The sequence below is a fragment of the Streptomyces sp. NPDC017991 genome, from assembly GCF_044328075.1.
Taxonomy (GTDB): Bacteria; Actinomycetota; Actinomycetes; order Streptomycetales; family Streptomycetaceae; genus Streptomyces.
Window position 1 is genome coordinate 12,361 of the sequence record NZ_JBIRGP010000023.1, and the last position, 26,148, is coordinate 38,508.

At 67.9% G+C, this 26,148-nt stretch carries 27 protein-coding genes and 3 pseudogenes; 16 read left to right on the forward strand and 14 right to left on the reverse strand.

Annotated features, from left to right (window positions below; all coding sequences use genetic code 11):
* Nucleotides 1-74 precede the first annotated feature (74 nt).
* Nucleotides 75-713 carry an RNA polymerase sigma factor gene (locus ACH4DZ_RS42150; RefSeq protein WP_398294723.1) on the reverse strand — a complete coding sequence of 213 codons (639 nt, stop codon included), beginning with the start codon at nucleotides 711-713 and terminating at the stop codon, nucleotides 75-77.
* Nucleotides 714-859: 146 nt separating this feature from the next.
* Nucleotides 860-2,008: a hypothetical protein gene (locus tag ACH4DZ_RS42155; protein ID WP_398294724.1), complete on the reverse strand. Its 1,149-nt coding sequence runs from the start codon at nucleotides 2,006-2,008 to the stop codon at nucleotides 860-862.
* A gap of 573 nt (nucleotides 2,009-2,581) precedes the next feature.
* On the opposite strand from ACH4DZ_RS42155, the gene ACH4DZ_RS42160 reads away from it, so the two are divergent.
* Nucleotides 2,582-3,334 carry a GNAT family N-acetyltransferase gene (locus tag ACH4DZ_RS42160; protein WP_398294726.1) on the forward strand — a complete coding sequence of 251 codons (753 nt, stop codon included), beginning with the start codon at nucleotides 2,582-2,584 and terminating at the stop codon, nucleotides 3,332-3,334.
* A 48-nt stretch (nucleotides 3,335-3,382) separates the two neighbouring features.
* Here the strand turns inward: ACH4DZ_RS42160 and ACH4DZ_RS42165 are convergent.
* A pseudogene (locus ACH4DZ_RS42165) lies at nucleotides 3,383-3,658 on the reverse strand (ATP-binding protein); the annotation flags it as partial.
* Between the two features lie 170 nt (nucleotides 3,659-3,828).
* On the opposite strand from ACH4DZ_RS42165, the gene ACH4DZ_RS42170 reads away from it, so the two are divergent.
* The 6 genes and pseudogenes from ACH4DZ_RS42170 to ACH4DZ_RS42195 all read left to right on the forward strand — a co-directional run.
* Nucleotides 3,829-4,551, forward strand: a complete 723-nt coding sequence (locus ACH4DZ_RS42170; RefSeq protein WP_398294728.1) for a hypothetical protein — start codon at nucleotides 3,829-3,831, stop codon at nucleotides 4,549-4,551.
* Nucleotides 4,494-5,024 (forward strand): tyrosine-type recombinase/integrase, encoded by a 531-nt coding sequence (locus tag ACH4DZ_RS42175; protein WP_398294730.1) that lies wholly within the window; start codon nucleotides 4,494-4,496, stop codon nucleotides 5,022-5,024. Before ACH4DZ_RS42170 ends, ACH4DZ_RS42175 begins: the two co-directional genes overlap by 58 nt.
* Nucleotides 5,021-5,953 carry a tyrosine-type recombinase/integrase gene (locus ACH4DZ_RS42180; RefSeq protein ID WP_398294732.1) on the forward strand — a complete coding sequence of 311 codons (933 nt, stop codon included), beginning with the start codon at nucleotides 5,021-5,023 and terminating at the stop codon, nucleotides 5,951-5,953. Before ACH4DZ_RS42175 ends, ACH4DZ_RS42180 begins: the two co-directional genes overlap by 4 nt.
* Entirely contained in the window at nucleotides 5,950-6,939 is a 990-nt protein-coding gene (locus tag ACH4DZ_RS42185; RefSeq protein WP_398294734.1) for a tyrosine-type recombinase/integrase, read from the forward strand. Before ACH4DZ_RS42180 ends, ACH4DZ_RS42185 begins: the two co-directional genes overlap by 4 nt.
* Nucleotides 6,940-7,026: 87 nt before the next feature.
* Nucleotides 7,027-7,386, forward strand: a complete 360-nt coding sequence (locus ACH4DZ_RS42190) for a hypothetical protein (RefSeq protein WP_398294736.1) — start codon at nucleotides 7,027-7,029, stop codon at nucleotides 7,384-7,386.
* A 43-nt stretch (nucleotides 7,387-7,429) separates the two neighbouring features.
* A pseudogene (locus ACH4DZ_RS42195) lies at nucleotides 7,430-7,693 on the forward strand (ATP-binding protein); the annotation flags it as partial.
* A 90-nt stretch (nucleotides 7,694-7,783) separates the two neighbouring features.
* On the opposite strand, the gene ACH4DZ_RS42200 reads toward ACH4DZ_RS42195, so the two are convergent.
* The 3 genes from ACH4DZ_RS42200 to ACH4DZ_RS42210 form a co-directional block, all read right to left on the reverse strand.
* Complete coding sequence (locus tag ACH4DZ_RS42200; protein WP_398294738.1) at nucleotides 7,784-8,380, reverse strand: nucleotidyltransferase family protein; 597 nt, start codon at nucleotides 8,378-8,380, stop codon at nucleotides 7,784-7,786.
* Between the two features lie 12 nt (nucleotides 8,381-8,392).
* Entirely contained in the window at nucleotides 8,393-8,761 is a 369-nt protein-coding gene (locus ACH4DZ_RS42205; protein WP_398294740.1) for a hypothetical protein, read from the reverse strand.
* 138 nt (nucleotides 8,762-8,899) lie between these two features.
* The gene (locus ACH4DZ_RS42210) at nucleotides 8,900-9,625 is read right to left on the reverse strand and encodes a hypothetical protein (RefSeq protein ID WP_398294742.1); all 726 of its coding nucleotides are present in this window, start codon (nucleotides 9,623-9,625) and stop codon (nucleotides 8,900-8,902) included.
* A 368-nt stretch (nucleotides 9,626-9,993) separates the two neighbouring features.
* On the opposite strand from ACH4DZ_RS42210, the gene ACH4DZ_RS42215 reads away from it, so the two are divergent.
* Both ACH4DZ_RS42215 and ACH4DZ_RS42220 read left to right on the forward strand, forming a co-directional pair.
* Entirely contained in the window at nucleotides 9,994-10,419 is a 426-nt protein-coding gene (locus ACH4DZ_RS42215; RefSeq protein WP_398294744.1) for a peptidase inhibitor family I36 protein, read from the forward strand.
* A 536-nt stretch (nucleotides 10,420-10,955) separates the two neighbouring features.
* Nucleotides 10,956-11,375, forward strand: a complete 420-nt coding sequence (locus tag ACH4DZ_RS42220) for a hypothetical protein (protein ID WP_398294746.1) — start codon at nucleotides 10,956-10,958, stop codon at nucleotides 11,373-11,375.
* Nucleotides 11,376-11,482: 107 nt separating this feature from the next.
* On the opposite strand, the gene ACH4DZ_RS42225 is transcribed toward ACH4DZ_RS42220, so the two are convergent.
* Complete coding sequence (locus tag ACH4DZ_RS42225) at nucleotides 11,483-12,358, reverse strand: Ku protein (RefSeq protein ID WP_398294748.1); 876 nt, start codon at nucleotides 12,356-12,358, stop codon at nucleotides 11,483-11,485.
* 61 nt (nucleotides 12,359-12,419) lie between these two features.
* On the opposite strand from ACH4DZ_RS42225, the gene ACH4DZ_RS42230 reads away from it, so the two are divergent.
* A complete protein-coding gene (locus ACH4DZ_RS42230; protein WP_398294750.1) occupies nucleotides 12,420-13,700 on the forward strand; it encodes a tyrosine-type recombinase/integrase in 1,281 nt (426 codons plus the stop codon).
* A gap of 53 nt (nucleotides 13,701-13,753) precedes the next feature.
* The gene (locus tag ACH4DZ_RS42235) at nucleotides 13,754-16,165 is read left to right on the forward strand and encodes a tyrosine-type recombinase/integrase (RefSeq protein WP_398294752.1); all 2,412 of its coding nucleotides are present in this window, start codon (nucleotides 13,754-13,756) and stop codon (nucleotides 16,163-16,165) included.
* A gap of 35 nt (nucleotides 16,166-16,200) precedes the next feature.
* Here the strand turns inward: ACH4DZ_RS42235 and ACH4DZ_RS42240 are convergent, their stop codons facing one another.
* Nucleotides 16,201-17,115, reverse strand: a complete 915-nt coding sequence (locus tag ACH4DZ_RS42240) for an alpha/beta hydrolase (protein WP_398294754.1) — start codon at nucleotides 17,113-17,115, stop codon at nucleotides 16,201-16,203.
* Nucleotides 17,116-17,223: 108 nt separating this feature from the next.
* Here ACH4DZ_RS42240 and ACH4DZ_RS42245 point away from each other — a divergent pair, with 108 nt between their 5' ends.
* Complete coding sequence (locus ACH4DZ_RS42245; RefSeq protein WP_398294756.1) at nucleotides 17,224-17,658, forward strand: MarR family winged helix-turn-helix transcriptional regulator; 435 nt, start codon at nucleotides 17,224-17,226, stop codon at nucleotides 17,656-17,658.
* A gap of 363 nt (nucleotides 17,659-18,021) precedes the next feature.
* On the opposite strand, the gene ACH4DZ_RS42250 is transcribed toward ACH4DZ_RS42245, so the two are convergent.
* The 4 genes from ACH4DZ_RS42250 to ACH4DZ_RS42265 all read right to left on the reverse strand — a co-directional run bounded on the left by ACH4DZ_RS42250 (nucleotide 18,022) and on the right by ACH4DZ_RS42265 (nucleotide 20,129).
* Nucleotides 18,022-18,501: a lamin tail domain-containing protein gene (locus ACH4DZ_RS42250; protein WP_398294758.1), complete on the reverse strand. Its 480-nt coding sequence runs from the start codon at nucleotides 18,499-18,501 to the stop codon at nucleotides 18,022-18,024.
* 441 nt (nucleotides 18,502-18,942) lie between these two features.
* Nucleotides 18,943-19,155 carry a hypothetical protein gene (locus tag ACH4DZ_RS42255; protein ID WP_398294760.1) on the reverse strand — a complete coding sequence of 71 codons (213 nt, stop codon included), beginning with the start codon at nucleotides 19,153-19,155 and terminating at the stop codon, nucleotides 18,943-18,945.
* An 81-nt stretch (nucleotides 19,156-19,236) separates the two neighbouring features.
* Nucleotides 19,237-19,548, reverse strand: a complete 312-nt coding sequence (locus tag ACH4DZ_RS42260; protein ID WP_398294762.1) for a DUF6233 domain-containing protein — start codon at nucleotides 19,546-19,548, stop codon at nucleotides 19,237-19,239.
* A 128-nt stretch (nucleotides 19,549-19,676) separates the two neighbouring features.
* The gene (locus ACH4DZ_RS42265; RefSeq protein ID WP_398294764.1) at nucleotides 19,677-20,129 is read right to left on the reverse strand and encodes a hypothetical protein; all 453 of its coding nucleotides are present in this window, start codon (nucleotides 20,127-20,129) and stop codon (nucleotides 19,677-19,679) included.
* Between the two features lie 228 nt (nucleotides 20,130-20,357).
* Between ACH4DZ_RS42265 and ACH4DZ_RS42270 the strand changes: the two genes are divergently transcribed.
* A complete protein-coding gene (locus ACH4DZ_RS42270; RefSeq protein WP_398294766.1) occupies nucleotides 20,358-21,293 on the forward strand; it encodes a hypothetical protein in 936 nt (311 codons plus the stop codon).
* 130 nt (nucleotides 21,294-21,423) lie between these two features.
* Entirely contained in the window at nucleotides 21,424-21,885 is a 462-nt protein-coding gene (locus ACH4DZ_RS42275) for a hypothetical protein (RefSeq protein ID WP_398294768.1), read from the forward strand.
* 26 nt (nucleotides 21,886-21,911) lie between these two features.
* On the opposite strand, the gene ACH4DZ_RS42280 is transcribed toward ACH4DZ_RS42275, so the two are convergent.
* On the reverse strand, nucleotides 21,912-22,121 hold the full coding sequence (locus ACH4DZ_RS42280) for a DUF6207 family protein (protein WP_398294770.1): 210 nt from the start codon (nucleotides 22,119-22,121) through the stop codon (nucleotides 21,912-21,914).
* Nucleotides 22,122-22,354: 233 nt separating this feature from the next.
* On the opposite strand from ACH4DZ_RS42280, the gene ACH4DZ_RS42285 reads away from it, so the two are divergent.
* Nucleotides 22,355-22,810, forward strand: coding sequence for a hypothetical protein (locus tag ACH4DZ_RS42285; RefSeq protein WP_398294772.1), 456 nt, complete (start codon nucleotides 22,355-22,357; stop codon nucleotides 22,808-22,810).
* 224 nt (nucleotides 22,811-23,034) lie between these two features.
* Here ACH4DZ_RS42285 and ACH4DZ_RS42290 read toward each other — a convergent pair.
* Nucleotides 23,035-23,692 (reverse strand): annotated as a pseudogene (locus tag ACH4DZ_RS42290) (HNH endonuclease family protein).
* Nucleotides 23,693-24,295: 603 nt separating this feature from the next.
* On the opposite strand from ACH4DZ_RS42290, the gene ACH4DZ_RS42295 reads away from it, so the two are divergent.
* Nucleotides 24,296-26,083: a hypothetical protein gene (locus ACH4DZ_RS42295; protein WP_398294774.1), complete on the forward strand. Its 1,788-nt coding sequence runs from the start codon at nucleotides 24,296-24,298 to the stop codon at nucleotides 26,081-26,083.
* Nucleotides 26,084-26,148 lie beyond the last annotated feature (65 nt).

A 26,148-nucleotide genomic window follows, 5' to 3' on the forward strand; every position in this document is an offset into this window, starting at 1 on the left:
TACGGCCGCATGATCCGGACGAGGGTGCCGGACCCAGAGGCGGCCGCAGAGCCGCGGAGGGAACCGCGCGGCGGTTACTCCGGATTGAGCCTCCGGAAGATGGCGGTGCGGATTCCGGGGTGGCCGAGCTTCTGCTTCGCCGAGTAGAACGCGGACTTCACGGCGTCCTCGCTGATCTCCAGCGACTCGGCGACGGTCTTGATGCTCCACTTCAGTCCCGAGCGGAGGACGAAGATACGAGCCTCGTGCGGTGTCAGCTCCGGCACGAAGTTCTCGACGAGACCCTTGATGCGGGCGTCGGTCTCTTCGTCAAAGACCGGGGTGTTCTTCTCGAGGAGGTCGATGTCGTGACCGATGAACTGCTCGGCCCGTGCCTTGACCTTCTTGAGGACCTTGATGGCCTCGTTCTTGCAGGTCTCGCGCACGTACCCACCGAGCTTGTCGACCGGTCCCTTGAGGAGGCGGCGCCACATGGCCAACCTGGTCTCCTGCCATACGTCCTCGCGAAGATCCCAGGAGACGTACCGGTAGGCGATGAAGAGACAGGTACGCCGCATCGCCCCCACCTCCTTCCACTGCTCGCGGGACGCCTCAGGCAGCAGCTCCTCATCCCACCCGCCGATCGTCTCCACCGTGAACTGCTTGGGCACGGACGTACGCCGAGTGCCCTTCGGCTCCTTGACCCCGTTGGGATCCTGCGGCTTCCGCATCATGCTGGCGACTCCTGACCGGGGGACCGGCGCTCGGCACACCCGTTCGGTGAGGTGCGCGTCTACGAGCTAAGAGGCCAACGCCCATCAAAAAGTGGGGAACTCGCCCAAAAAAGTTGCGGCCCGCAACCAGAGGCGCGACCCGATTCCTACTTCAGGCCCTGCCCCCGGGACGGCTTCGGCTGCGGGTGCTCGGTGCCGGCTGATCGGTGCTGGGCGGCCTGCTTCGCGTGCTGTGCCTGCTGATGGGCGCGGCGCAGGGTCGCCTCCCGGTCGTGCAACTGCGGGAACTTCTTGGCGATCATTGTGCGCAGGGCCTTCTCGGCGCGGGCGTCGGCGGCCTGGGCGCGGTTGCTGGCCGCGTATCCCCGGAACTCGCCCGCCTTCCTGGTAGCGCGGCCGACGTCGTCGCGGTCGCGCTTGTCCATGTTGTGGCCGCGGCGTTCGGCGACGGAGCGCATCTCCACGAGCCGTTCGGCGACCTTCTCCACGGGGTCGGGCACCGGCGTACCCGCCACACCGAAGCTCTCGGCGAAGCGGCTCGCCTTCACCACGTCCCATGCATCTCGCAGTTCCTGCCGGGCGTCCCGCTTCGTGTCGGCCTCCAGCTGGAGGTACCCGGCGCGTTCCCCGGACAGGCGCCCGGTCAGCTTGCGGTACTCCTTCAGCGACGTGCCCGCCAGACGCAGCGCGACGCGGCCCTTGCCCTCGTTCTCGGCGAGCTTGGCGAGCTGCCGGGCCTGGTCATCCGCGTGCCCGGCCGCGGCGAACGCGGTCTCCAGATGCCCCCGGGCGGTGGCGACATGGGCGTCCGCCTGGTCGAGGACCTTCCCGGCCTCGGCGGCGAACTGCTGCCCCTGGGTGGGCTGGCCGGTGGCCTTCTTACGGTCGAGACGCGCAGCGAGCTCCCGGGCCTTGGTCTGCGCCTCGGCGGCGACGGCCTCGGCGTCGGCACCGAGCCGGTCGGCCTCGGCGATGAGCCGGTTCAGCTCCTGGGGAGAGGCGGTGCCGTAGACGCGCTTCGTCCACGAGGGGACCGCGCGTTCCTCGGCACCGGCCTGGATGCGGGCGAGCAGCTGCTTGGCCTTCTCCTCGGCACGCCCGGCCTCGTCCTCGCGCTGGGCTTCGTTCTGCGCCTGGCGGGAGGACAGGGACACCGACTTGGCCCGTCCTGCCTGTGCCATGCGGGTCTGCCGGAACCTGCGCTCGGACTCGGCGCGGGCCTCCTCGGCGGACAGGTCGTGCTGCCGGGGCAGCGGCGCGGGTGCCGGCGGTTCCTGCAGAAGGTCGGAGACCATGCCGTCCGGCCGGGACTGTCCCAGGAAGCGGGCGAAGGCGTCGATGGCCCGCTCCGTGCGTTCCTTCTCCGTGCGGGACTCTCCGAGCTGGCTTCGTAGGTGACAACCGACTCCATTTATAGGTCTCTTCTGACTCCACGTGAGGGGTTCACGGCCCCGTTCTGTTGGTGAGATTTGACTCCACCTAGGCGTCTCGATTGGCCCGGTCATGGGCTTGCCGGGGGTGTGCTTCTCCCGTTCTACGCGCGCCGTCCGCGTCACCGGGCTGTTTGGTCGGGCGAACATGAGAGCTCGTGAACGGACAGCCAGCTCGATGCTGTGCTTCGGCGCCGGAGCGAGCCGGCGGAGGGGACCCCTATGTCAGCCGCTTGTCCAGCAGGCAGCGGGCATGCCAAGATCACCGCTGACTGCGAGCACTCACAGAGCTGGAGCTGAAGCCAATTGGATGCGGGCGAGTTCGCTACGTGAGCCGCCGATGCACCGAATGCATCACCCGGCGTGCCCCCGTTTTCGGGCCCGGGTGATATCGGCGGCATGTCCGAGTCTTTACATGCCTTCAGAGGGAATCTTCAGATGGACTTCGACGTCCAAAACCATGCGCGCACTCGCGCCCTGCGTTCCGACGGTCACGTGCGGAGCGGCCCGTTCGTGGTGCGCTATGACCGGAACTGGCCGAGCCCGTTCGCCAACTACGCGATCCCGGATGACGGGGCCGCGCCGATTGCGAGCGAGGTCAGCGCCCTCATCAGTACGTTTCGCACGCTCAATCGGGTGCCGCGTCTGGAGTACCTGCCCACCTGCGCGCCGCAGGTCGAACCGGCCCTGCTCGCGGCGGGCTTCACGGCCGAGAACCGCGCCGCGGTCATGGCCTGCTCAGCTGAAACACTCATCACCCCCGGAGCGGCAACCGACGTCCTGATCACTGAGCCAACCGATGACGCCGGGCTCTACGCCACCGCGATGGTGCAGCACGCTGGGTACGGTCAGCCGGGTGAGCCGACAACGGGTGAGACCGCCTGGCTGCGCGACACCGTCGACAGTGGCGGCGTGGTCGCCCTGGCCAGCGTCAGCGACGGCACGGCGGTCGGCGCGGGCGTCTGCTCATCGCCGGTGGACGGCTTGAGTGAGTTGGCTGGCCTCGCGGTCGCCGTGAGCTACCGGCGGCGCGGTATCGGCGCGGTGGTCTCCGCCTATCTGACCGCTGCGGTCCTGGATCGCGGCTGCAGGATGGTGTGGCTGGAGCCAGGAGATCCTGGTATCGAGAGGATCTATGCCCGGATCGGCTACCGAACCGTCGGCGAGAAGCTCAATATTTCCCTGCGATAGGCCAGCGGGGGCGGGCGCGAGGACCCCGCGACCCGCCCCACAGCTTCGTCAACCGGCGTCCGCGGCCGCCGCCATCTGTTCGGCGCGGGCCCGGGTAGCGGCCAGCCGGTAGGAGTCGGTGCCGGTCTCGATGATGTTGCCGCCGAACGTCAACCGATCCACGATGGCCGCGCAGAGCCTTGGATCCGTAAAGGTTTTGGTCCAGCCCCCAAAGGATTCGTTGGAGGCGATCGCTACAGAATTCTTTTCCTCACGCTCCGTCAAAACCTGGAACAGCAGCTCCGCCCCGCGACGGTCAAGCTCCATATAGCCGAGTTCGTCCAGCTATGCGGATATCCGCATAGATAGACCTATGCCGAGACCGCGACTATGCCGGAGCCGTGTGCGTTGTTCCGCTCCTTCGTGGGGTTTCGGCTGTGCATGGCTCTGCATAGTTTCCGTGCCGGGCAGCCTCCGTGAGCGAGGGGGCAGGGTGCTCCCGCGAGGGGGTGACGATGCCGTTCGGAAGTACGCGTCGGAAGGCGGGTGTCCTGACCGCACAGGTCGAGTGCTACCGGGCATGGTTGGCGGAGCGCGGGTACACGGCCCAGACCTCCAGGAACATGCTCAAGGATCTGGGGCAGGTGGGACTGTGGCTTTCGGAGCAGGGCCTCGATGCTGCTGATCTGGACGAGGGGCGGCTGAAGCAACACCTTTCCGACCTGCGGAAGTCGGGTCGTTGCCGGGTGGCTGGGCCGCGCGGCATGGTCCCGCTGCTGACGTTCTTGCGTGAGGCCGGAGTGGTGCCAGTGCCGCGGGTGACACCGTCGCCGGCGGAGGATCTGCTGGAGCGGTACAGGTGGTGGATGGAATCCGAGCGTGGCCTGTCGGCGTCGACGATGCTGCGCTACGGGAACACCGCCCGGCGCTTCCTGACCGAACAAGCGATGGCCGACGGGGAGTTCGCGCCGTACGGTCTGACCGGGGCGGACCTGAACGCGTTCCTGCTGCGGGAGTGTTCCAGGGTCTCGGCGGGCTCGGCGAAGGGACGGGTGGCCGAACTGCGATCCCTTATGCGGTTCCTGCACCTGCACGGCGTCATCCCGATGAAGCTCGGCGGCGCGGTGCCTCCGGTGGGTGGGTGGCGCTTCGCCTCCGTGCCGCCGACGATGTTCAGCGGTTGTTGGACCACACTCCGCGCCAGGGAACGGTCGGCGTCCGCGACTACGCGATCCTGATGCTGGTCGCCAGGCTCGGGCTGCGCTCGATCGAGGTAGCCCGGCTATTGCTGAACGACGTGGACTGGCGTTGCGGCGAGATCGTTGTCCGCGGCAAGGGACGCCGTGAGGACCGGCTCCCCCTTCCGGCCGACGTCGGCGAGGCCTTGGTCGCGTACTTGTCCAGTGCAAGGCCCCGCCTGGATGCCCGTCACGTGTTCCTGACCTGCAGGGCTCCGCATGGTCCGATCCGGGCGGACCTGGTCGGCGACGTCGTGGAACGAGCCTGTCTGCGGGCCGGTTCGCCCAAGGTCGGGCCGCACCGGCTGCGCCATGCCCTGGCCGCCGACATGCTCCGCAACGGCGCCGGTCTCACGGCGATCGGCCAGGTTCTCCGGCATCAGGACCTGGCCACGACCGCGCTCTACGCGAAGGTCGACTTCATCGCGCTGCGCGCGGTCGCACAGCCCTGGCCCGGGACGGAGGCGGCATGACCGATCTCCACCAGGCGCTTGCTGACTACCTGCGGCTTCGCCGTTCGCTGGGGCACCAGATGGCCGAAGCGGCGTATCTGCTGCCGGACTTCGTGAGCTTCATGGACAACCGCGGCGAACAGACCGTGACCGTGGCCGCCGCGCTGGACTGGATGAAGACCCGCGAGCCCGAGGTGGTCAGGACGGTCAGCCCTCGACGGATCACCGCGGTCCGCGGGTTCGCCCGCTATCTGAGCGGAACCGACCCGGCGACCGAGGTGCCTCCACTGGGGCTGGTGCCCTACAACCGGCGCCGGGGTCAGATCTTCCTCTACTCCGACGCCGACATCGCAGCGATCATGGCCGCGACCGAAGACACCATCCCTCAGCCATTGCGGGCGGCGACTTATCACACGCTGATCGGGCTGCTGGCCGCGTCCGGCCTGCGCATCGGCGAGGCCATCAAGCTGGATCGCGACGACATTGACTGGACCCAGGGCGTGCTGCACATCCGCGAGTCCAAGTTCGGCAAGTCCCGGCTGGTCCCGCTGCAGGACAGCGCCACGAACGCGCTGCGCGAGTACGACAGGCTTCGCAAGGATCTGATGCCCAGGCCCAAGGACCCCGCGTTCTCCATCTCCCTCACTGCCAAGCGGCTCATCTACGCCTGCGTTCATCCAGTCTTTCGGGCCCTGGTCGACGCCGCCGGCGTCGGCCGCGACGCCCCGCACAGACCGCGACTGCACGAGCTGCGACACACCTTCGCCGTTCGAACCCTGCTGCACTGGTATCGCACCGAGGACAACATCCAGGCACGGATCCCGTCACTATCGACCTATATGGGACACCGCGAACCGGCCTGCACCTACTGGTACTTGTCGGCGGCGCCGGAACTGCTCGCTCTGGCCGCCGCCCGCCGCGACGGCGTCCGGAAGGCGGCCCGCTCATGACTCTGATCGCACCCACCTTGCAGGCATTCTTCATCGACCGGCTTGCCCGCCAGCGCCAGGCCAGCCCGCGTACCATCGCCGCCTACCGCGACGCACTCCGCCTCCTGCTCGGCTTCGTCCAGCAGCGGACCGGAATTGCTCCGGCGAAGCTGGACTGGAACGACCTGAACGCGGACGTGATCTCCACGTTCCTGAATCACCTGGAGGACGAGCGCGGCAACAGCACGAGAACGCGCAACGTCCGCCTGACCGCGATCCGCTCCCTGTTCTCCTACGCTGCCCTCCAACATCCCGAACACGCTCTGCTCATCCAGCGGGTCCTGGACATCCCGCCGAAGCGGTACGACAAGAGGACCGTCACGTTCCTGACCAGCCCAGAGGTCGACGCGCTGCTGACCGCGCCGGATCCGAAACGATGGGAAGGACGACGGGACAAAGCCATGCTGGCACTGGCTGTCCAGACCGGCCTGCGCGTCTCCGAGCTCACCAGCTTGAACTGCGGCGACATCACTCTGGGCGACGGCGCCGCCGTCCGCTGCGAGGGGAAGGGACGAAAGGAGCGCAGCGTCCCGCTCGACCGTCCCGTCCAGAACCTGCTGGACTCCTGGCTCAACGAACGCGCCGGCCGCAGTGGCGACCCCCTGTTCTGCACCCGCACCGGCCGGCGCCTCAGTCGCGACGCCGTCGCGCAACGCTTGAGCACCCACGCCAAGACCGCGGCGCGAACCTGTCCGTCTCTGCTTGACAAGAGCATCCACCCGCACGTCCTGCGGCACAGTTGCGCGATGTCGTTGTTGCAGGCCGGAGTGGACACCACGGTCATCGCGCTCTGGCTCGGCCATGCCGGCGTCCGCTCCACCGACGCCTACGTCCACGCCGACATGACCATCAAGGCGAAGGCGCTCGCGCTGACTGCGCCCGTCACCGCCCGGCCGGGCCGCTACCGGCCCACCGACAAAGTCTTGGCCTTCCTCGGCCGCTTGTGACTATGCCGAGGAAACTCAAATGGTTTGCTTCCCCGAGGCCGGGCTGAGAGTGTCGGAGCGACATACGGGCAGTCGAAGGAGCAGACGGTGGCGCTGGTCAAGAAGGGTTCTCGGCGCATCGTCGTGGACGGCGTCACCTACCGCTGGCGCGTCCGCCATAAGCCGACCTACTGCCAGTCAAACGGCTGGGGTCCGCTGACGTTCGCGGTCGAGGACGCCACCGACCCGGGAACCGTTCTCGTCGTCGAGACCGGCTCGCACCACCCCGAGAACTGGTTCGGTCTGACGACCAGGCCAGTCGTTCCCGCTGATGTCGCCCAGGCCATCCGGACCGCCCTCGCGCAGGGATGGACGCCACTCGCCAACGGATCACCCTTCCATCTCGACGTCTCAAACGCAGACCAGACAGGCGAGGATGCAACCGTCGCCAGCGGATTGTCGGCATAGTCGCGGTCTCGGCATAGATCAATCTATGCGGATATCCGCATAGATAGACGAATTAGGCTATATGGAACTTGATCGCAGGGGCGCCGAGCTGCTGTTCCAGGTCCTGACCGAACGCGAGGAGAAGAACAGCGTCGTCATCGCCTCCAACGAGAGCTTCGGCGGATGGACGAAGACGTTCAGTGATCCGAGGCTCTGCACGGCCATCGTCGACCGGCTCACCTTCGACGCGGCCATCATCGAGACCGGCACGGACTCCTACCGACTCGCCCAGACCAAAGCCCGAGCGGAACAAGCCGCCACAGTCTGACGCCACCAACATCGACCCGAGCCAGACGGACAGCCCTTGGTCGGCCCGCCCACTCCGACGCTCCGCCGGAGTGGGCTCATCGACCGGGCATCAGCTCGGCCACGGCAGCACGGAGAGCTCGGGCCACTGGCTTCTCCACCGCAGTGCCTTGGCCTCATAGACGGTCTGCGGGGCAAGCGCCGGATTGGGCCGGACAACGAGGTTGAACACGTCGGAGAGTCCATGGGGGGCATAGACGCGCCATCGTCCGTCCGGCTCCAGCCGCACCCCCAAGCAGCACGTCGTCGCGGCAAAGGAATCGATCGCCGACTCGGTGGATTCGTGCGGGGCGCAGGGCACGCCGAACTTCTCCTCATACCAGAGGTGCACGCGTGCTTCGTTGCGGATCTCCACCTCGGCCGGCACCCCGTCGAACACCTCCTGCCCAGCTTTGATCACCGCGTCTTCCGCCTCCCAGGACAGATCGGAGCTGTCGAAGTAGAAGACGTCGTAGTCCTTGATGCCGCTGGTCGGCGGCTTGTCGGTGACGACGTTCCACACCGTCTGGAACAGGCAGCCCGCGGTCACATACCAACCGGGCAAGTCGAGCGTCGCGGTTCTGGCCAGCACATCCGTCAAGATCTCGTTGCGGGAGAGGACCGTCTGCAAGACGTCCAGTTGCTCATCAAGGGGAAGTCGACCAATCACTGGTTCTGACTATCACGACGAGTTCGCCCAAAGCGATGAGCTGGCGAGAGCGACCGCGCGGACGCGCTCTCGGGTCTGCACCCCTCCGCGCACGCCTGAGTGACACTCAAACTCATCGACACTCGACGCCTGTTCGGCCCTCAACTGACATCCAGACTCATCGACAAACGACACTCGTTGAGAGCTTCGCAGCCAGGCGTCCGGCAGCTGCGCGGCGCCGGCCACGACCTCGGGAAACGCGGGCCTCATCTGGGTGCCGCGCCGCGAGCGCAGCACGTCCTGGCCGCCGTCGACGGACAGGCCGGCGCGGAAGGCGTCCCATTTCGGTTCTGCGGCCGACATCGCCGGCAGGGCGGGGCCGCGCACGGCGTCGGTGAGCATCGGCGCTGGCAGAGTCCATGTCATTCCCGATGCCTTCCATCCAGTCGGGCGGTGGGCGTGGGCAGACAACACTCATGCAGCTATCGGGTCAAGTAGCTGGTGTGAGAGGGGGCAGCGCTCTACGGACCGGCAGGGGTGTCATTCGAGATGTTCCATCCAGATGATCTCGTCGTAGCGCTCCACAGCGGTGTCCTCACGGTGGACCATCCACAAGTACTCGAAGCCGCTGTCGTGGTGGAGATGGGCGAAGAGCCTCCAGACAGACGCCTTCCGCACTATCTCGTCAGTGAATTTCCAGTCCCAGTCGTCGTCGAGATCGATCAGTTCGAGCTCCAATGGACCCGCAGATGCGATGTTGAGCATCACACCTCCGAGCTGCAGGGACCTGTCGGAAGCAAGATAACCGTCAGCCAACAGCTCCATGGGACCGTGACACCGCCGGTACTCCGACATTGCTTCTTCAAGGGCGGGATGCATCGTCACGGGATGCTCACTGTCCTTGGTGTACGTGTACCACTCCGCGTGCGTCCACGCCGCATAGGCGTGCAGCTCCCCGCTGTCCTCCGGATCCGTCAACTCGTCGGCGTAGGGACCCGGGAGCCACCGCGGTGACAACGACGGCTCCAGCACCACAGAACCCGAACCGGGAAGCCCGAGCCCCAGGTCCAGGTGCCGGTCAGGAAGAGCGGCACAGTCGACAAAGACCACCATCTCTTCCTCGCGCTCCCACCTGCCGACCGGCGCACCCGCCTTGTCCCTGTTGATCACCACGCACGGCCGCAGGCACCGCAGAATCTCATCGACGGCACCCTGTGAAACCCCGCTCGCGCGCGCGGCTTCCATGAATTCCTCACGACTCAGCATGCGGCACATCGTGGCAGGGGCCACTGACAGCCAGCCGGACGACCGGCTCACCACCAGAGTCCATTGGCCGTATCCGGTAGCGCACGCGGTGGGTCGGTGCGGATGCCGGGTGGCAGGCGGCTGTGCGGCATACGGGAGCGGGTGCCCGCCCTGCTGGCGCGGCCGGGTGCGCCGTACTTTCCCCGGCTGCGGGCAGAGAGCGTTCCCGGCGGTGAGCGGTGCCCGGGGGCGGTGTACCGGCGGCCGAAGCGGTGGGGCAAACCCGGCCGGGCGGGCGGATCGTTTCTGTCGGTCTGTGGTGTACCCGACCGGGTGGAGCAGGTGTGGTCCGCGGCGTGCCGTGCGGTTGTCTGCGCTTGCCTGACGGCATGACCTCAACTGTGAAACGCCTTGTTGCGGCCGCCGCGCTGGCGCTCGTTCCCCTGACCCTCGGCGTTCCGGCTCAGGCCGGCGCCGTCCGCACGGCGTCTGTTGCGCAGAGTCAGTTGGCTGTAGCGGCGGTGGACTGTCCGGACGGGTACGTGTGCATCTACCCGGAGATCGACTTTGGGGGACAGCCGTGGGTGAAGCGGGCGGTGGACGGCAGCGTGAAGGATCTGCCCTCCGCGATCCGTGACCGTGGCAGCTCGGTGCGCAACAACTCCGGGCGTACCGCCCGCGTGTATGAGAAGCGGGACTACGCCGGGCGCTGGGTGTGCGTCACCAGGAGCGGCGGCTCCATCCACGACCTGCGCGGCTACAACCTCAACGACACCACCCGCTCTCTGCGCATCAACAACAACGACTGCGGCTGACCCGGCCGGGCACAGTTGCTTCCGCGTGCCGACGGCGCCATACCCCCTGAGCGAGGGGCGGCGCGCCGCGGGCTCGTTCGCCTCTCGGAAGTGGCGGAACAGAACACCACAGAACATCCTAAAGAGAGTAAATAGCCCCTGATATCAGGCACGTTGGATGCGTGCAGCCAGAACGGCGCCCGCGTACACGAGGGAGAAATTCATCCGCCCGGGCCGACGCCGCGTTGCCGGTCACCCCTCGGGCCCGGCTGCCGCGAACCGTTGCGCCGCCCGGTCGGCTGCCGTGCAGCAGAGCGCTCCGGTGCGGCGCCGAACTTCGGGAACGAACGCCGGAGATGGCCCGGACCGCGAAAGGATAGGGGTCATGATTCAGCTCCCCACCCTTGCCGCCGACCGGTCGGGCGACCGCACGGTTCAGCTCGCCGTCTCTCAGGCCCGGCGCTCCGAGCATCCGGACCGCACGACCTGGGGACCCGATGACACGGCGCCCGCGGATGATTACCGGGACTGGCGGGAGCTGGTTGTAGACGGCGAAGGTGACCTGTGGATCCGCATCACCGTCGACGGCCCGCACAAAAGGCGAGTGGCAGCTGCGCGGCTACAAGCCGCGGCTGTCCTTCGAAGAGAAGTGCACGCCGGTTCCGTGGCAGGGCCTGGCCGCCGCGTACGGACCGCTCACGGACCTCCCCGATGACTGGTACCGCCAGCGAGGCGAGATCCTGGAAGCGGTCGCCGGCGCGATGAGCGACATGGACGACATCCTCTTCCACGCCTGGGGCGCACACACGCTCGGCACCGACCGCGACCACGGCCCGCTGATCGGTGACGACGACACGGACGACGACATCGTCCGCCACGCCCAGAACGTCGCCGACCGGCTGTCCCAGCAGGCCGCCAAGATCCGCACGTCCCTGGCAGCGGCACACATGGTCACGCCTTCCGAGCGCGCGAGCTGATCGACCGCTGCTGGCCGGAGGCCGTTACGGCCGCGCCCGCCGGAGGCTGCCGCGGCCTGATAGCCGAGTGCGTCTTCGCTGTCCTGGACCGGTTGTGGCCCGGCGCGTCATGCGCTGCGTTTCGGCTTCGCCGCTGTCTTCCTGGCGGTCTTCTTCGCGGTGGTCTTCTTGGCGGCCGTCTTCTTCGTGGCTGTTGCCTTCTTCTTCGGGTGCAGTTCGTGGACGTCGGCGTTGCTCTCGCCGCGGGAGGTCCGGGCTTTTTTCACGGAGGCTTCCAGGGCGGCCATCAGGTCGACGACCTTCCCCTGGGGTGACGCCGGTTCCGGCAGTTCGGGGGGTGCGTGGCCGTCGCGTTTGGCTTTGATGACTTCGGCGAGGGCGTCGGTGTAGTGGTCCTCGAACTCGCTGCCTTCCAAGTTGTCGCGGGTCATGTGGTCGATGAGTGCCTGCGCGCCCTCGATCTCGTCGTCCGATACCTCTACCGCGTCGGGGGCGAGTTCTTTGGGGGAGCGGATTTCGTCGGGCCAGCGCATGGCGTGCAGGACGATCGCGTCGTCGCGGACGCGCAGCATGCCGAGGCGTTCGCGGCCGCTCCAGGCGTATTTGGCGATGGCGACCTTGGCGCTGCGTTCGAGTGCCATACGCAGCAGTTTGTACGGTTTGGCGGCGACGGGGCCGTCGGCCTGGAGGTAGTAGCCGTCGCCGACCTGCAGGGGGTCGATGGAGGCGGCGGGGACGAACGCGGCGATCTCGATGGCCTTCGCGGTGGGCAGCGGCATCTCGCGCAGTTCCTCATCGGTGACCGCGATGAGGGTGTCCTTGCTGATCTCGTACGCCTTGCCGATCTCGCCCTGCGGGACCTCGCGGTCCTCGATCTCGCAGATCTTGCGGACGCGGACCCGGCTCATGTCGTCGAGGTGGTACTGGTGGAAGCGGATCGCGTGGTTCTCGGTCGCGGACACCACATGGATCGGCACGGGCATGTTAACCGAACTAACCCTTGAGTATTCGCAGGTCAGCGGCCTCTTCTGCTAGCTTCCCGGGATGCTTCAAGGCGACCTCCCCGAAAGGGACTTAACCGCGTTCGTCCTGCCCGAGATCGGCAGACTGCACGAGACCGGAGAGCGGTGGACGCTGTACCGGTTACTGGACTCCAGCGGTGCCGTCGTCGAGTCCGTCCAGGTCTTCTTCACCGAGCTCCAGGCCGAGGCCAAACCGGCCTCCACGATCCGCTCCTACGGCATAGACCTGCTGCGCTGGTGGCGGTTCCTGTGGGCGCTCGACATCGAGTGGAATCGGGCGACGCGCACAGATGCACGGGACTTTTCCCGGTGGATGCAGATCGCGAACAAGCCGCAGCGCCTGCACTGGCGGCATCGCAAGGCGGGCTACACCGCCGAGACGGCCCCGCAGACGGTGCAGAAGAAGATCCCGGGTATGCCGAACGCGATCACCGGCAAGGCCTCACCCGGCCCGCGGTACGCGGCGCGGACGCGGGCCCACTGCGAAACGGTGCTCCGCACCTTCTACGACTTCCACCTGGCTGAGGGCACGGGACCGATCATTAACCCGTTCCCGCTGGGCCGCTCCCGCGGCGGCGGTCGAGCGAATGCCCACCACTCGCCGGGCCATCCTTTCCAGCGGGAACGGGTCGGCCGCTACCGGCCGACTGTGCCGAAGCGGGCCCCGCGGCGCATCCCCGACGAGATGTTCAACGCCCTGTTCGCCGCCCTGCGGCACCACCGGGACCGTGCTCTGCTGGCGTTTTGGGTCTCCAACGCGGCCCGGGCCGAGGAACTTCTCACCAGCCGGCAGTGCGATGCGCTACCCGGCGAGCAGCTGCTCGGCGTGGTCCGGAAGGGAACCCGGGCCTACCAGCAACTTCCTTGTTCTGCCGATGCGTTCGTGTGGCTGCGTCTCTACCAGGAGGAGAACCGGCGAGACGGGGTCCCACAGGGCAGGAGCCTGCCGTTGTGGTGGACGCTGCGACGGCCTTGGCGGCCGTTGAAGTACGACGCGGCCCGGGCGATGTTCAACCGGGCGAACGATCTGCTTGGGTCGAACTGGACGCTGCACGACTTGCGCCACACCGCGGCCTACCGGATGGCCCGGGACCCGAAGGTGTCGTTGACGGACGTGCAGTGGGTGCTCGCGCACGCGCACCTGTCCACCACGCAGATCTACCTGCAGGCGGGGGACGACGAGGTGATCGAGACCATCCGCGCCCATCACGCCCGGCGGAACGCCGCAGCTCAGCGCCCCACCGTGCCGGCACCGGGCTACAGCCCGGAGAGCCTGCGCACCCTGTTCGGAGCGTCCCTGTGACCGCCCGCACCGAACAGGCCGTCACAGGGCCCGCAACGAGGAATGCACGATTGTTGGGAGAGGCCCTCAAATCGATCACGGAGCGGTTCCCGCCGCGGCCGGTGGCGGACGTCTGGCCGACCACAGAGGCGGGCATCGACGACATCGTCAACCGTCTGGAGTCCTCGCCGTTGCGGGAGGCGGTGCGACACACCCAGTGGTGCCGGGTCACTGGCGCACGGCAGATCCTCGGCTGGCTCCAGCAGTTCCCCGGAGCCTCCTGGCAGCAGCGGTGGAACGCGAGTCCTGCGGCGGCATCAGGAGTGGAGTGGAACCGGAAGGCGGTCGAGTGGATCGCCAGCACGAGCACGGGAGTAACCGCGCCGATCGTCGGCTCAGGGCTGGTGGGCCTCGTCCTCGCCGACGTGCTGCGACCGTCTTTGTCCTGGCAGATGGCCCGGCGGGCGCGGCACATACAGGAGCGCTTCCCTCTCGTGCGTGACCCTGAGGGATTCGCGAGACTGCAGACGCTGGCCGGCCCAGCCGGATGGGACTCGCTGACTGGACGTCGGGCCGTGAACGACCTGATCAAGATCATGGTGGCGAAGGGCGGGGCGCTGGCCGACATCACGGTCGGTGACGCGCTGGAGTACCGGGCGGCCCTGCAGGAGCATCACACCCAGTCGGCAGGGCACACCCTGTTCTACGCCTGGCTACGCCGCCTGGGCACCCTTCCGGATGATGCCCCTACCACGCTGAGGAATCTGAGCCGGGCCACCGGCCAGGTCGGAATCGCGCAGCTTGTCGACCGCTACGACCTCACCTGCCGACCGGTGCGCGACCTGCTGGTGGACTACCTCACAGAGCGCCGACCCGAACTCGACTACGCGACGCTGGACAACCTCTCCCGGTTCCTGGCCCTGCACTTCTGGGCCGACCTGGAAGCGCACCATCCCGGGATCAACTCGCTCCACCTGCCGCAGGAGGTGGCGGTGCAGTGGAAGCAGCGGGCCCAGACAAAGATCGTGCGGCGGCGCCAGAGCGACGGCACCTACGACGAGGTCGTGTCCCCCCGCCTGGACAGTTCCACCCTGCTGATCGCGGTCCGGGCCCTCTACCTGGATCTCGCCCAGTGGGCCGGGGAGGAGCCGACCCGCTGGGGGCCCTGGGTCGCGCCCTGCCCGATCAAGGAGGCCGACCTCAACGTCAAGAAGCACGGCCAGCGGGTCAAAGCCCGCATGGACCAGCGCACCCGGCAACGCCTGCCGGCTCTGCCAACGGTTGTCCTCGCCGCGAAGGAACTGCTGGACAAGGCCCAGGCTCGACTGCAGGCCCTCCAGACGGCTCCGGTCGGCGGCCGGTTCGAGGTCTTCGGTGAGACCTTCACTCGCACCCAAAGGCCGGGCTCTACCTGGGTCTACGACGCCAGTGGGCGACGCCGGGATCTAGCTCAGCGGGAGCGCCGGGCTTTCTGGGGATGGGCGATGGTTGAGTTTTTGCAGCACACCGGAGCCCGGATCGAGGAGATGCTGGAGGCCAGCCATCACAGCCTGATCCAGTACCGGCTGCCCAAGACGGGCGAAGTTGTGCCGCTGCTGCAGATCGCTCCCTCGAAGACCGACCAGGAGCGTGTCCTGCTGGTGAGCCCCGAACTCGCCGACGTCCTGAGCACCATCATTACCCGGATCCGGGATCCGCAGACTGGAGCCGTCCCGCAGGTTGCTGCCTACGACTACAACGAACGCGTGTGGAATCCGCCCATGCCGCTTCTGTTCCAGTACGACCGCAGCGGCGAGATCTCCGCCATGAACGGCGAGTTCCTCCGCAAATGCCTCAACGACGTCCTCGACGCCACCGGCCTGACCGGCGCCGACGGCTGCCCACTGGACTTCGACCCGCACGACTTCCGGCGCATCTTCATCACCGACGCCATCCGCAGCGGACTCCCCCCTCACATCGCCCAAGTCATCGCCGGACACTCCGACATCAACACCACCATGGGCTACAACGCGATCTACCCGGCCGAAGCCATCGAGGCCCACCGCGCGTTCATCGCCCGCCGCCGAGCCCTGCGCCCCAGCGAGGAATACCGCACCCCCACCTCCGAGGAATGGGACGCCTTCCTCGGCCACTTCGAGCGACGCAAGCTCTCCGTCGGCATCTGCGCCCGCGCCTTCGGCACCGCATGCATCCACGAACACGCCTGCATCCGCTGCTCCATGCTCCGCCCCGACCCCGCCCAGCGCCCTCGCCTGACCGAAATCCGCGACAATCTCCTGGCCCGCATCACCGAAGCCGAACGCGAGGGCTGGCTAGGCGAGATGGAGGGACTCGAAGTCAGCCTCGCCGGCGCCCAGGACAAGCTCGCCCAGCTCGACGCGGAGGAAACTCGTCAACGCACCATCGACCTCGGCATGCCCACGTTCTCCAACCTGGCAGGACGCACATCCACGGCCAATCTCACTCGACGATCCGCAACGCAGTAGTGCTGTGACCGAATAGGTTCGCTGGTTCGGATGCCTTACAGGTTGTTCGCGTAGAAGCTGGTGAGTCGTTCGACGGCGGCGTCGACGTATGCGGGTTCGTCGTACATCTCGTAGTGGCCGGCGCCGTCGATCACCATGAGGTCGACGGGGTTGGGGGCCAGCTTCCACAGCTGCATGCCCATGTCGTAGGAGCCGGTGTTGCCGATGCGTCCGGCGAGGATCACCTGCAAGGGCTGAGTCATGAGCCGATCGGCCAAGTGGAAGGCGTCGTAGCCCATTAGGAGGGAGTCGCTGCGCAGGAGGCGCCGGTTCGTGGAGTGTTCGTTGCCGCCGCGCTCGGTGCGGTAGTAGGTGACGGCCTGAGTGGTGTCGATGTCGGTCAGGCCCGCTGCCGCGGCGTCCTCGAGGGTGTCGGGCAGCCAGTTCACGCGGGTCGTCTCGCCGGAGCGGGCCTCTTCGGTCCGTGCGTCCGCGAGGGCGTCGAGTGCTGCGGCCGGACCGTCGGGGGAGAAGGTGCGGAACGCGTTGCCGATGTTGACGGGGACGACTGTGCCGACCGCTTTGATGCGGTGGTCCGTGCGGGCGGTGTGGACGGCGTAGCCGCCACCGGCGCAGATGCCGAGGACGCCGATGCGCTGCGGGTCGATGCCGGGCGTCGTGGTGAGCGCGTCGATGGCGGAGGAGATGTCCTCACCGCGGCGGTAGGGGTCTTCGAGGTCGCGGGGCTCGCCCTGGCTCTGGCCCTGGTGGGCGGGGTCGAGGACGAGCGCGACGATGCCGTGGGCGGCGAGACGGGAGGCGTAGTTGGCGCCGATCTGCTCCTTGACGCTGCTGCCGGGGGTGGAGAGCACCACGGCGGGCAGCGGTGCGCTGCTGTCGGCGTTGTTCGGTAGGTGGAGGTCCGCGGCGAGGTTGATGGGACCGCGCGGGATCGTGAGGTGCTGAAGCATGGCTGGCTTCCTTCGTGAGATTGTTGTTCCATAGGAGTCCAGTACAATGTCACATATTGTACGATCTAGAACTAATACGAAACCGTACCACCTGGAGCGGAGGGTCGCATGTCGGTCGACGGGGCGCAGCTGTGGACGCTGAACCAGCGGCTGCTGGCAGTCGTGATGGATGCCTGCACGGAGGAGCTGGCCGGGCTCGGGTTGGAGACGAAGGAGTTTTTCGTCCTGGCCGAGGTGGAGGCATCGCCGTACCCGGCCGAGATCGCGACCGCGCTACTGCTGCCCAAGGCGAGCGTGACGGTCTACGTCCGCAACCTCGTCACCAAGGGCTTCATCCGCCGCGAGATCGACGAGGCGGACCTGCGGCGTCATCGGCTCGTGCTGACCCGCGAGGGCACGAAAGCACGCGATCGAGCCCTTGCAGCCCTCGCGGCGGAGTACGACCGCAGGTTGGCGAGGGTCACCCCCCAGGACCGCGTTGAGCTGCAACGCATCCTCAAGGCGATGCTCGACTCGCCCGCGTCAGCCCGTATGCGCGAGTGATTCGTCTGTCCGGTGCGCTGCTGCACCTTCGGGCTGCGACCACACTTAGTTCAGAGAAGTCACCAGACCGAACGAGATGGCACCTGACCAGATGGTTCGGGGCACGACAAACCTCCTGTACGGCCCCGAGGTCTTCAGCGTACGAGGAGCCGAGGGGACCGGCACGCGCACCGCGACTGCAGCCTGGGGCCGGTCACCGGACCGGTACTGCCGCCTGCCGGCGGCGGGCACCTCGCCGCGGCCCTGGCGCACGCAAGCGGCGGCATGGCCCGGCGGTTGATGAAACCGCCGGGCCATGCCGCAGGTCATACCCTGCCGCAGGCCTTCACTTCACAGTCATGGCCTGGGGTGGGGTGGGGGTGGTCAGCGGCGGTGGTGCCCGCCACCGCCGTGGCCCCAGGACTCGCGGTCGACGCGGCGGTCGTTGTCGTTGCGCAGGGTGGCGGTGTCGGAGCGGTTGTCCCACACGTAGTGGCGGCGGTCCTGGTAGATGTGGCCGTCACGGTCGCGGCCCTCGCCGGTGTGGACGCGGACGGACTCGTGGCCGCCGAGGCGGTAGCGGCTGAAGGTGAAGGTGTGGCCGTCCTCGTCCTTGAGGGTCCAGCCTTCGAGGTTGACGGCGCGCCGTCCGGCGTTGGTGATCTCGACCCACTCCTTGTTCAGGGAGCGGTTGGAGCGGTCGTCGCGGCCGGGTGAGTCGTACTGCACGGCCGAGATCTCGACGTGGGAGCGCCGGGCCTGCTGCTGGCTGCTGTCCGCGGTGGCGGGCAGGGCGGTGGCGCCGAGTGCTGCGCCGGCGGCGAGGACCGCGGCGGCGATACGGCGGGTAGAGCGTGAAGACACGAAAATCCCCCAACGGTGCGTGTCCCGGCGGCCGGCCCTGACCGGTCACCGTGGACGGTGGTGCGTTCCCGGCGAGTGCCGAGGACCCACAGCTTGGCCACACCCCGCCTGGTGCGGCAGGTGTCCTGCTTGGTGTTGCTGTATGCGGACATTTCCGTGACTGCCGGATGTATCCCGCAGCTATCCTGGCGGACGGGCGGCGCCAGGTCGGTGCCCGCCACACCCACACCGCAGGACCGCCGTGGAAGCGGTTTCCAGCTTCCCGCACGCCCCCGCCCCACTCCCGCCACGCCCCCGGCCGGCCCTCCCGCATACTCGTAACAGGTCGCAGACCCGGTTTGTCGCTCCGCTGTTCCCTCGCACAGGTAGGCGTTCGATTCCCCTGGCAGCGCCGGGTGGTGCGGAGGCGGCCGAACGGCGACTCGTCAGCGGGTCCTGCCGTCACCTCGCCTGCGTGCGGGTGCTGGTGAACCGGACGGCCGGTCCCCAGCTTTCCCGTACGGGGGAGAGGCACCACTGGCACAGCGGCAGTCCGCCACTGCCGTACTTGTGCGTGGGCCGCTGGCAGCCGGAGCAGGGTCCGACGTAGCTGCTGGAGGTTTTGAAGGTCGACGGGTCCGGTTCGCTGATCGGTGGCGGGGGAGTGCTGGTCATCACGGGGTGTCCTGTTCCGGGGTGAAGGAGTGGGTGGACACCGCGGTGCGAGGTGGCAGGCCGTGCGGGGGCAGGGAGCCGTCAGCGCGCCGCGGTGGCAAGGGCCGGGCGGCTGGATAAGGGGATGTCGAGCGCGGTGTCCGGGGCGCAGTGGCTGCACGCGCGCAGTCCCGCGTCGAGGAGCCGGCGGGCTTCGTCGCGGCTGATGGGCCGGTGGCGCTTGCCGATGGCGTAGCAGTGTCCGGCGTGCACTTCGACAGGCGGCTGGCCGACGCCGATGCCCAGCTCGACCACCCACTCCGGTCCGGGGAGCCGGGAGAGCCGCCCACGTTCCTGTTCTGCTTCGCGCTGCCGGACAGTGGCGATTTTTGCGTCGATGCGCTGAAGCCACATGGCGTGCCAGGTCCTCAAGGTCAGCAGTCGTGCCAGGTCAGCGGGCAGGTCATCGAACGTAGTCTCGCTCCTGGTGTGACTGAGCGTCGTAGTTGGCCAGCTTGGCCAACCGCTTGCTCAGCCGCGAGTCAGTGGAACCAAACGACGAGGCGCACGTTCTCGGCTCCGTGGATTTCACTGAGGATGCGCATGACAGTCCAGACCCGGCCCCAGTCGGTGTCGATCCCTGCGGCCGCGGCGCGGGTTCGCGTTCCTGAGGCGTTGGTTTCCTGCCAGTCCGTGGTGTCCAGCTCGGCCCAGGTCAGCCAGGTGGTCCCGTGCACATCGTGGGGGCCGCCGTAGCCAGCGAACTCAGCTCGCAGCCCATCCGAGGCGTCGTTCGGGAAGCCACGATCTTCCGCCAGGGGCCGGAAGCCGTAGGAGTTGCGGATTCCGAAGAGGCAGGCCAGGCCGTCGTAGGCGTTGCCCTTGTTGAGGAGGAAGAGATCGATGCCGACCTCCCATGCAGAGTCCTCGTCGTCGGGGCCCCATAGGCGGGCCCCTGGTCGGCATTCGATCATTCCGCTCACGTCGGTCGACATGGAGTGATCCTGCCTGTGCAGGTCAGGAGCCGGCACCTCCATTTCCCGGACTCGCGCGCTACCAGTCGAGCCTCCGGCCCGGCCGCTGTGCGTGGGTCCGGCCAACTAGAGCGCTCAGTGGCCAACTACGACGCTCAGTCACACCTGGGTGTGCGGACCGGCCAGGCCCGTCCACTCGCGTGTTCGAATACTAGTTCGATACTCTGCGGGTGGAGGAGGTGGAGTGCCATGGCGGCAGCGGAAGACCAGATGAGGGTGTCGAGTGTGATGCATGTGCGCTGCCCGGACCGGCTGCCGGAAGAGACGTTCCGGCAGGTCCTGGAGTTGTGCGCGGAGTTCTCCCCGACCGTCCAGGCCCTCCCGCCGTCCGCGGCTCTGGTGGAGCTGAAGGGCGCCCTGCGCTACCACGGCGCCGACGCCCGCCGGCTCGGGGAGGTGCTGCGGGTGCGAACCATCTCGCGGCTGGGTGTCGACGTCCGTGTCGGGATCGGCCCCACGATCACCGTCGCGGCGACCGCCTCCGGCCAGATCGACGCACCCGGCGGAGTCCTCGCCGTGGACCCCGACCAGGTCCTCGACTGGCTCGGGCCACTGCCCGTCGAAGCTCTCCACGGCATCGGGCCGAAGCAGGCGGCGGCGTTGTGCGCGTACGGCGTGCACTGCGTGGGCCTGCTCGCCACCATTCCAGCGGCCACGGTGCAGCGTCTGCTGGGTGGCAGGGCCGGCCGGATTGCCGTCGACCGGGCCCGCGGCATCGGCCTCCGCCCCGTCGCCCCGCGCGCTCTGCCCGCGTCCACGAGCGTGCGGCACTCCTTCACCCAGCACACCCTGGACGGCGCCGCGGTCCGCGGCGCCCTGCTTGATCTGGTCGTCCAGCTCGGTCTCCAACTGCGCGATCGCGGCCAGGTGGCGCGCGGCCTCACCCTCGCGCTGCGGTTCGCCGGCGGCACCGCGTGGGAGAAGACGCACCGTCTGCCGGAGGCGTCCGCGCACGAGGACGACCTGCGCACGATGGCCTTCCGGCTCATCGATGCCGCGGGCCTGCAGCGCGGGCGCCTGACCGGACTCGTGTTGAGGGTGAGGACCTGGTCGGCGCCGGCCAGGTGGCCGAGCAGATCAGTCTCGACCGGGCGCGGGAGGACCGGCTGGTCGCGGAGGCGGTGAGTGACCGCATCCGCAGGAAGTTCGGGCCCGGCGCGATCGGCCCGGCCGCCACCTTCCGCCGCGCCTCCTGACCACCCCCACCCCCGCCCATCGGCTACACCGGCCTGATCTGCCCTGGAAGCGAGAACTGGTGCTGCTCAACCCGCCCGGAATGCTGGATCCCGCGTCACTGCCGCACTGGCCCTACGCGCGCGCCGTCGACCAGGAGCTCACCGGCCGCGGCATCCCGCCCGGCGCCGTCCGCGTGGAACGCGACTACCGACGCGAGACCGCCATGCGCCTGGTCTTCACCTGGGACGCCTCCCGCTGCGCCGGCCCGGGCGGCATCCGGCTCATATGGCACGACGACACCGGCTGGGCCCACAGCCTGCTGCGCCCCGATGCCGTCGGCGCGATCCCGCGCGGCCCCCTCACCGCCCTGCACCGCGTCTACGCCACACCCAACGACGTCGCGGAGGTGGCCGGCGCGCTCGTCTCCCGGCGCTTCCACCACTACAACGGCGACCACCACCAGGAATGGGAACTGGCACCGCAGGTGCGCGCCGCGATCGACGCCTTCCACCTCACCCTGGTGGCCGGCAGGGCGGGTTGACGAAGGAGCCCGTGGCGGCAGGGCTTCTAGGCGTCGGGTTCCTGGTGCAGGTCCACGAAGCAGCGCAGTCGTACGCCGGGCTCGCCGGGGGTTTTGACCGTCCGGTCTGCGGGTGCGATGGCGCAGTGCGCGGCGAGCAGGTTCTGGATAGCGAAGGCGGTTTGGTCGTCGGTGGCTGCGACGTCCACCACGGCCAGGCCGGGCCGGGCGACGTGTGCGTCATTGATCGGCTTCATGCCTGCCACGACGCAGCGCCCGTCCCGCAGGGTTCTGCCGGCCAGGCGTGTTCACCCGTCCGGCTGAGTTCGCTGTCCGAGGTCGGTCCGTCATCGCGCTGCTGCCACGGGCAGTTGGGCGGGCAGCCGTGCCCCTGTCCCCGAACTGCTCGAACCGCATCTCTGCTACCTGGTGTCGCACAACCGTTTGGTTGTACCGGGTGTCCCACCCGGCAGGAGCAGTCAACTAGGCAGTGATCAAAGGGGATTACGTGATTCGAGTGAAGCGTCTGCTGGCGGTCGGTGCGCTGGCCGCCGGCTTACTGGGCGGCGGTGTCGGTTTGGCGGCGCCTGCCAGTGCTGCGGCGGCTGGATTTTGTGTCGATGGGCAGGAACCGCCAAGCGGTGGCATAACGGTGCGTACCACACCGCCTGAGGCGAACGTCACTGTGGAACTTCGTTACCACCCGGACACGACGTGCGCGTGGGGGCGGATCACGAACGCTTGGCCCGGGTTTGACCACGTGTGGGTGGATCGTGCACCGTACGCCGGTGCTGGCTGGGACGGTCCTCTCCTGACGACCTACGCCGGTTCCGACGGGGTTGCATACACGCCGGCCCTGGATGACAACCAGAAGGTGATGCGCGCCTGCGCGTGGATCAGGACCGGAAGTCAGGCTGCGGTGATCCGTTGTACCGACTGGTTCTGACGCGGGCCATTCCCAGCTGATTTTCGTGGTGTTGCCGAGAGTCCCTTCCGGGGTTCTCGGCATGCTTCTGTCTTGGGAACCCCTGCTGCCGCTCGGCCTTGGGCCGACTACCGCGGCTTGCACGGTGAGGTTCTGATCCGGGCGCCGCCTCACGGGGACAGACCATCTGGCAGTGCTCGCCGCCTGCAATGGGCGGGCACCGCCTGGCCAGCTTGGGGGTACGGCTACGGCGCTGGCTGGTAGTCGACGGTCTCCTGTCCGCAGCCGGCGGCGAGTTCGGTGAGGGCGGCTCGTTCGCGGTTGTCGGCGGTCAGCTGCCAGCGCAGTTTGGTGGCGACCCAGTCAGTCGTGTAGGTGCAGCGGGCGTCGGCGAGCGGGGGCTGCCAGTCGGCGGGGGTCCTGGTCGGCTTTGGAGCGGTTGGTGCGGGCGGTGACGGCGACCAGACTGTGGTCGGCGTCGAGGTCGTTGGCGTAGGCCTCGCGCCGGGCGGGTGTCCAGGAGTGGGCGCCGGAGTCCCAGGCTTCGGCGAGGGGGACCATGTGGTCGATGTCCAGGCCGCCCGGTGCGGTGAGGGTGACGCCGTCGTAGTAGGAATACCACTCGCCTGCGGTCACCTTGCAGCCCGCTTCGATGGCCGGTTCGGTGCGTGATTCGGAGATCAGTACTTCGGCGCGGGTGTTGCACGCGTCGCGGTCGGCGTCGGTCCAGTGCTTGAAGCTGGTGCGCTGGTAGCCGTCTCGGGTTTCGTCTGCCGATGGCAGTAGTTGCACGGCCTGGGCCAGCGGCAGGGGTTCCGCTCGCGTTTCGTGTGCGGCGGCGGGTGTGGTGGTGAGGGGGAAGGCGAGCAGGAGGGCGGCAGCGGCCGCGATCTTCGAGAGCATGAGCTTTTGGTAGCGGCGTGCGGCTGCGACCCGCCCGGGCTTTGGCCCTCCGTCATCCGGGAGGGTGCATTGGTCGTACCGCACGCGGCGGGCCTTGTCCCGAGGCGTTCCCGGGCGAGGTCCCGCCGCTGAGGCGCAGCGAGTGGTGGCAAGCCGTGCTGGTCGCCTGCCACCTGCGTAATTCGTGAAGAGCGCGGTGTGCTGATTCAGGACGGGCACCGACCGTGCCGTTGGCGCATGGCCGGTCGAGGTGCCCGCCCGAACGGTGTGCGTCCGGCGGTCTATTGGTCACTTCCGGTTGACGTGACGAGGGCGATGAGTACGAGAAGGCAGGTGGCGAGAGTGATGACTTCCTTTGCGCTCCACCCCTGCTGGACGGCGAGGGTGAGAGCGGCGGCTACCACGTAGGGCCACGAAGGGCGGTTTGGCTGAGTCGAGTTGGGCGTGAACACGGGGTCTCCAGAAGTTGTCCGAGTGGTTGGAGACCACGTTCATCCATGGTTTCGTTGTCCGGCGCAGAGGCATGTGATCGCTGCAGGTGACGGTCCATAAGTTGCGGACAACCGGCAGTTGTCCCGGGACAAGGGCGGAGCGGGGGAGCGGATGGGGCGGCCGCTGGGGGACCTGAAGGGGCTGACGGAACAAGCCGATGAGTTCGCTCTCTGGCTACGGAAGATCACCCACGGGGTGACGGTGCGCACCCTGGAGAAGGAATTCCCCCATGGCAAGACCTCATGGGGGAGGTTCCGCGACGGCAGCCGGTTGCCGCCGGCGCTTCTGGTGGAAGAAGTGGTAACGCGCCTCGTTCGCGAGCCCTTCATGCGCAAGCGCCAGCTGGAGCACGGACTGAGCCTGCTCGCGGCCGCCGAGCGGGCTGCGAAGGACCTGTCCGAACAGGCTGCCTCATCGGGTACGGACCTGCCGGTGACACGAGCGCCTCAGCAACGTAGCGAGGTCGCCGCGCTCGCTCTGCGCCTGGACGACGCTCGCGTCCTCCAGTTCGAGGCGATCCGCAAATATGAAGACTCCGCACGGCAGTGCGAAGGGCTGAAGAAGATGGTCGAGGTCCTGGAACAGCGCATCACCATCCTGGAGAGCGAGCGCGACCGGGCCAGGGAAGACGTCCGGGCGGAACTGCAGCATGAGCTGGAGATGTCGCGGGAGTACCGGCGCCAGGCAGGCGAAAGACTCACCAAGGCCAGCCGTGCCCTGGAACGGGCCCAGCAGCTGCGGCTCGTGGCCACCAAGCAAGTGGCACGCGAGCAGTACGAACTGTTCCGTGCCGACGACGGCGTGGTGGAGGAACCTCCTCCACTCAGACCAGGCGCAACCGTGGCCGAAGAGCTGCGCCTACCGCCCCTTGACCGTTTCCAGGAGTTTTTGGACGTCAATCAGCAGCAGATGGACGCCTTGGACGAGGAATTGGACGGCCTCGGCAGGGAGCTCGGTGTCCAGCAGACTCAGGATTCCCCAGACGACGTGACGACGCATCACATCGTCTGGGGACAGACCATGGAATCGACAGAACCTGGGGAGGATGTCCCCAGGCAGACGACGGACAACGCGCGAAAACCCCTGACCAGCACAGACACAGCACGGGCGGCCAAAAAAATCGGACCCGCGACGTCCTCCACGGATGCTGCGGCCGCACGCACGCAACACGCCATGTCGACGCAGCTGGTCGCCGGCTTACGTACAGCAAGCACACCGGACGCGCTGGCGACGGCGCTCTCCCGGCTGCGGCACCGCACAGGATCACAGCCGCTTCGAGACTTGGCCGCCACGCTGCCGGAGGACATGAGAGACGACGTGGTCAGCTCCACAGTCGGCCGCTGGATCGACGGCAACACCCTCCCCGACACATGGACCCACCTTGAGGCCCTGGTACGGCAGATGGGTGCCACGGATGACGAAGCATCCGCGTTCGAAGAGGCCTACCGGCGCATCGACTCCAGCAACCCCTTATGGAGCGCCCGTGATCCCGACTTGGCCGACCTGGCTCCCCTCACCCGCAGCACGCGGTACCTCCTTGGCGCACCTGGCACGCCGCCCCGGAAGCGGGAATGGGGCACAGCAGCCGTTGCTCCGGCTGCTGTCCTTGGGATGGCGACCGCCTACACAGCCGCCCTTCAGGCATCACCCCGCCCCGGCCCAGCCACGCTGATCGGCTACGGAGTCCTCCTGCTGACGGGATGTCTCCTCATCCTGCTCGTCACTGCACGCGTCGCGGCCCTGTGTGCACGAAGGCAACGCTCACCGTTGAGTAAACGGTTCAGCGCCACCTGCCTCGCGGTCAGCGCGCTCGCCGCCCCGGCAGGACTGGCGCTGCCCTGGCTGCTGAACTTCGGCACCCCAGGCCGATGGCTCGCTCACCTCATAGGGCTCTTGTAGGACCGAGGCGCCAGCTGCCACGCGAAGGCATCATCACGGCCCGCTGATGGTCACGGGCCGACCAC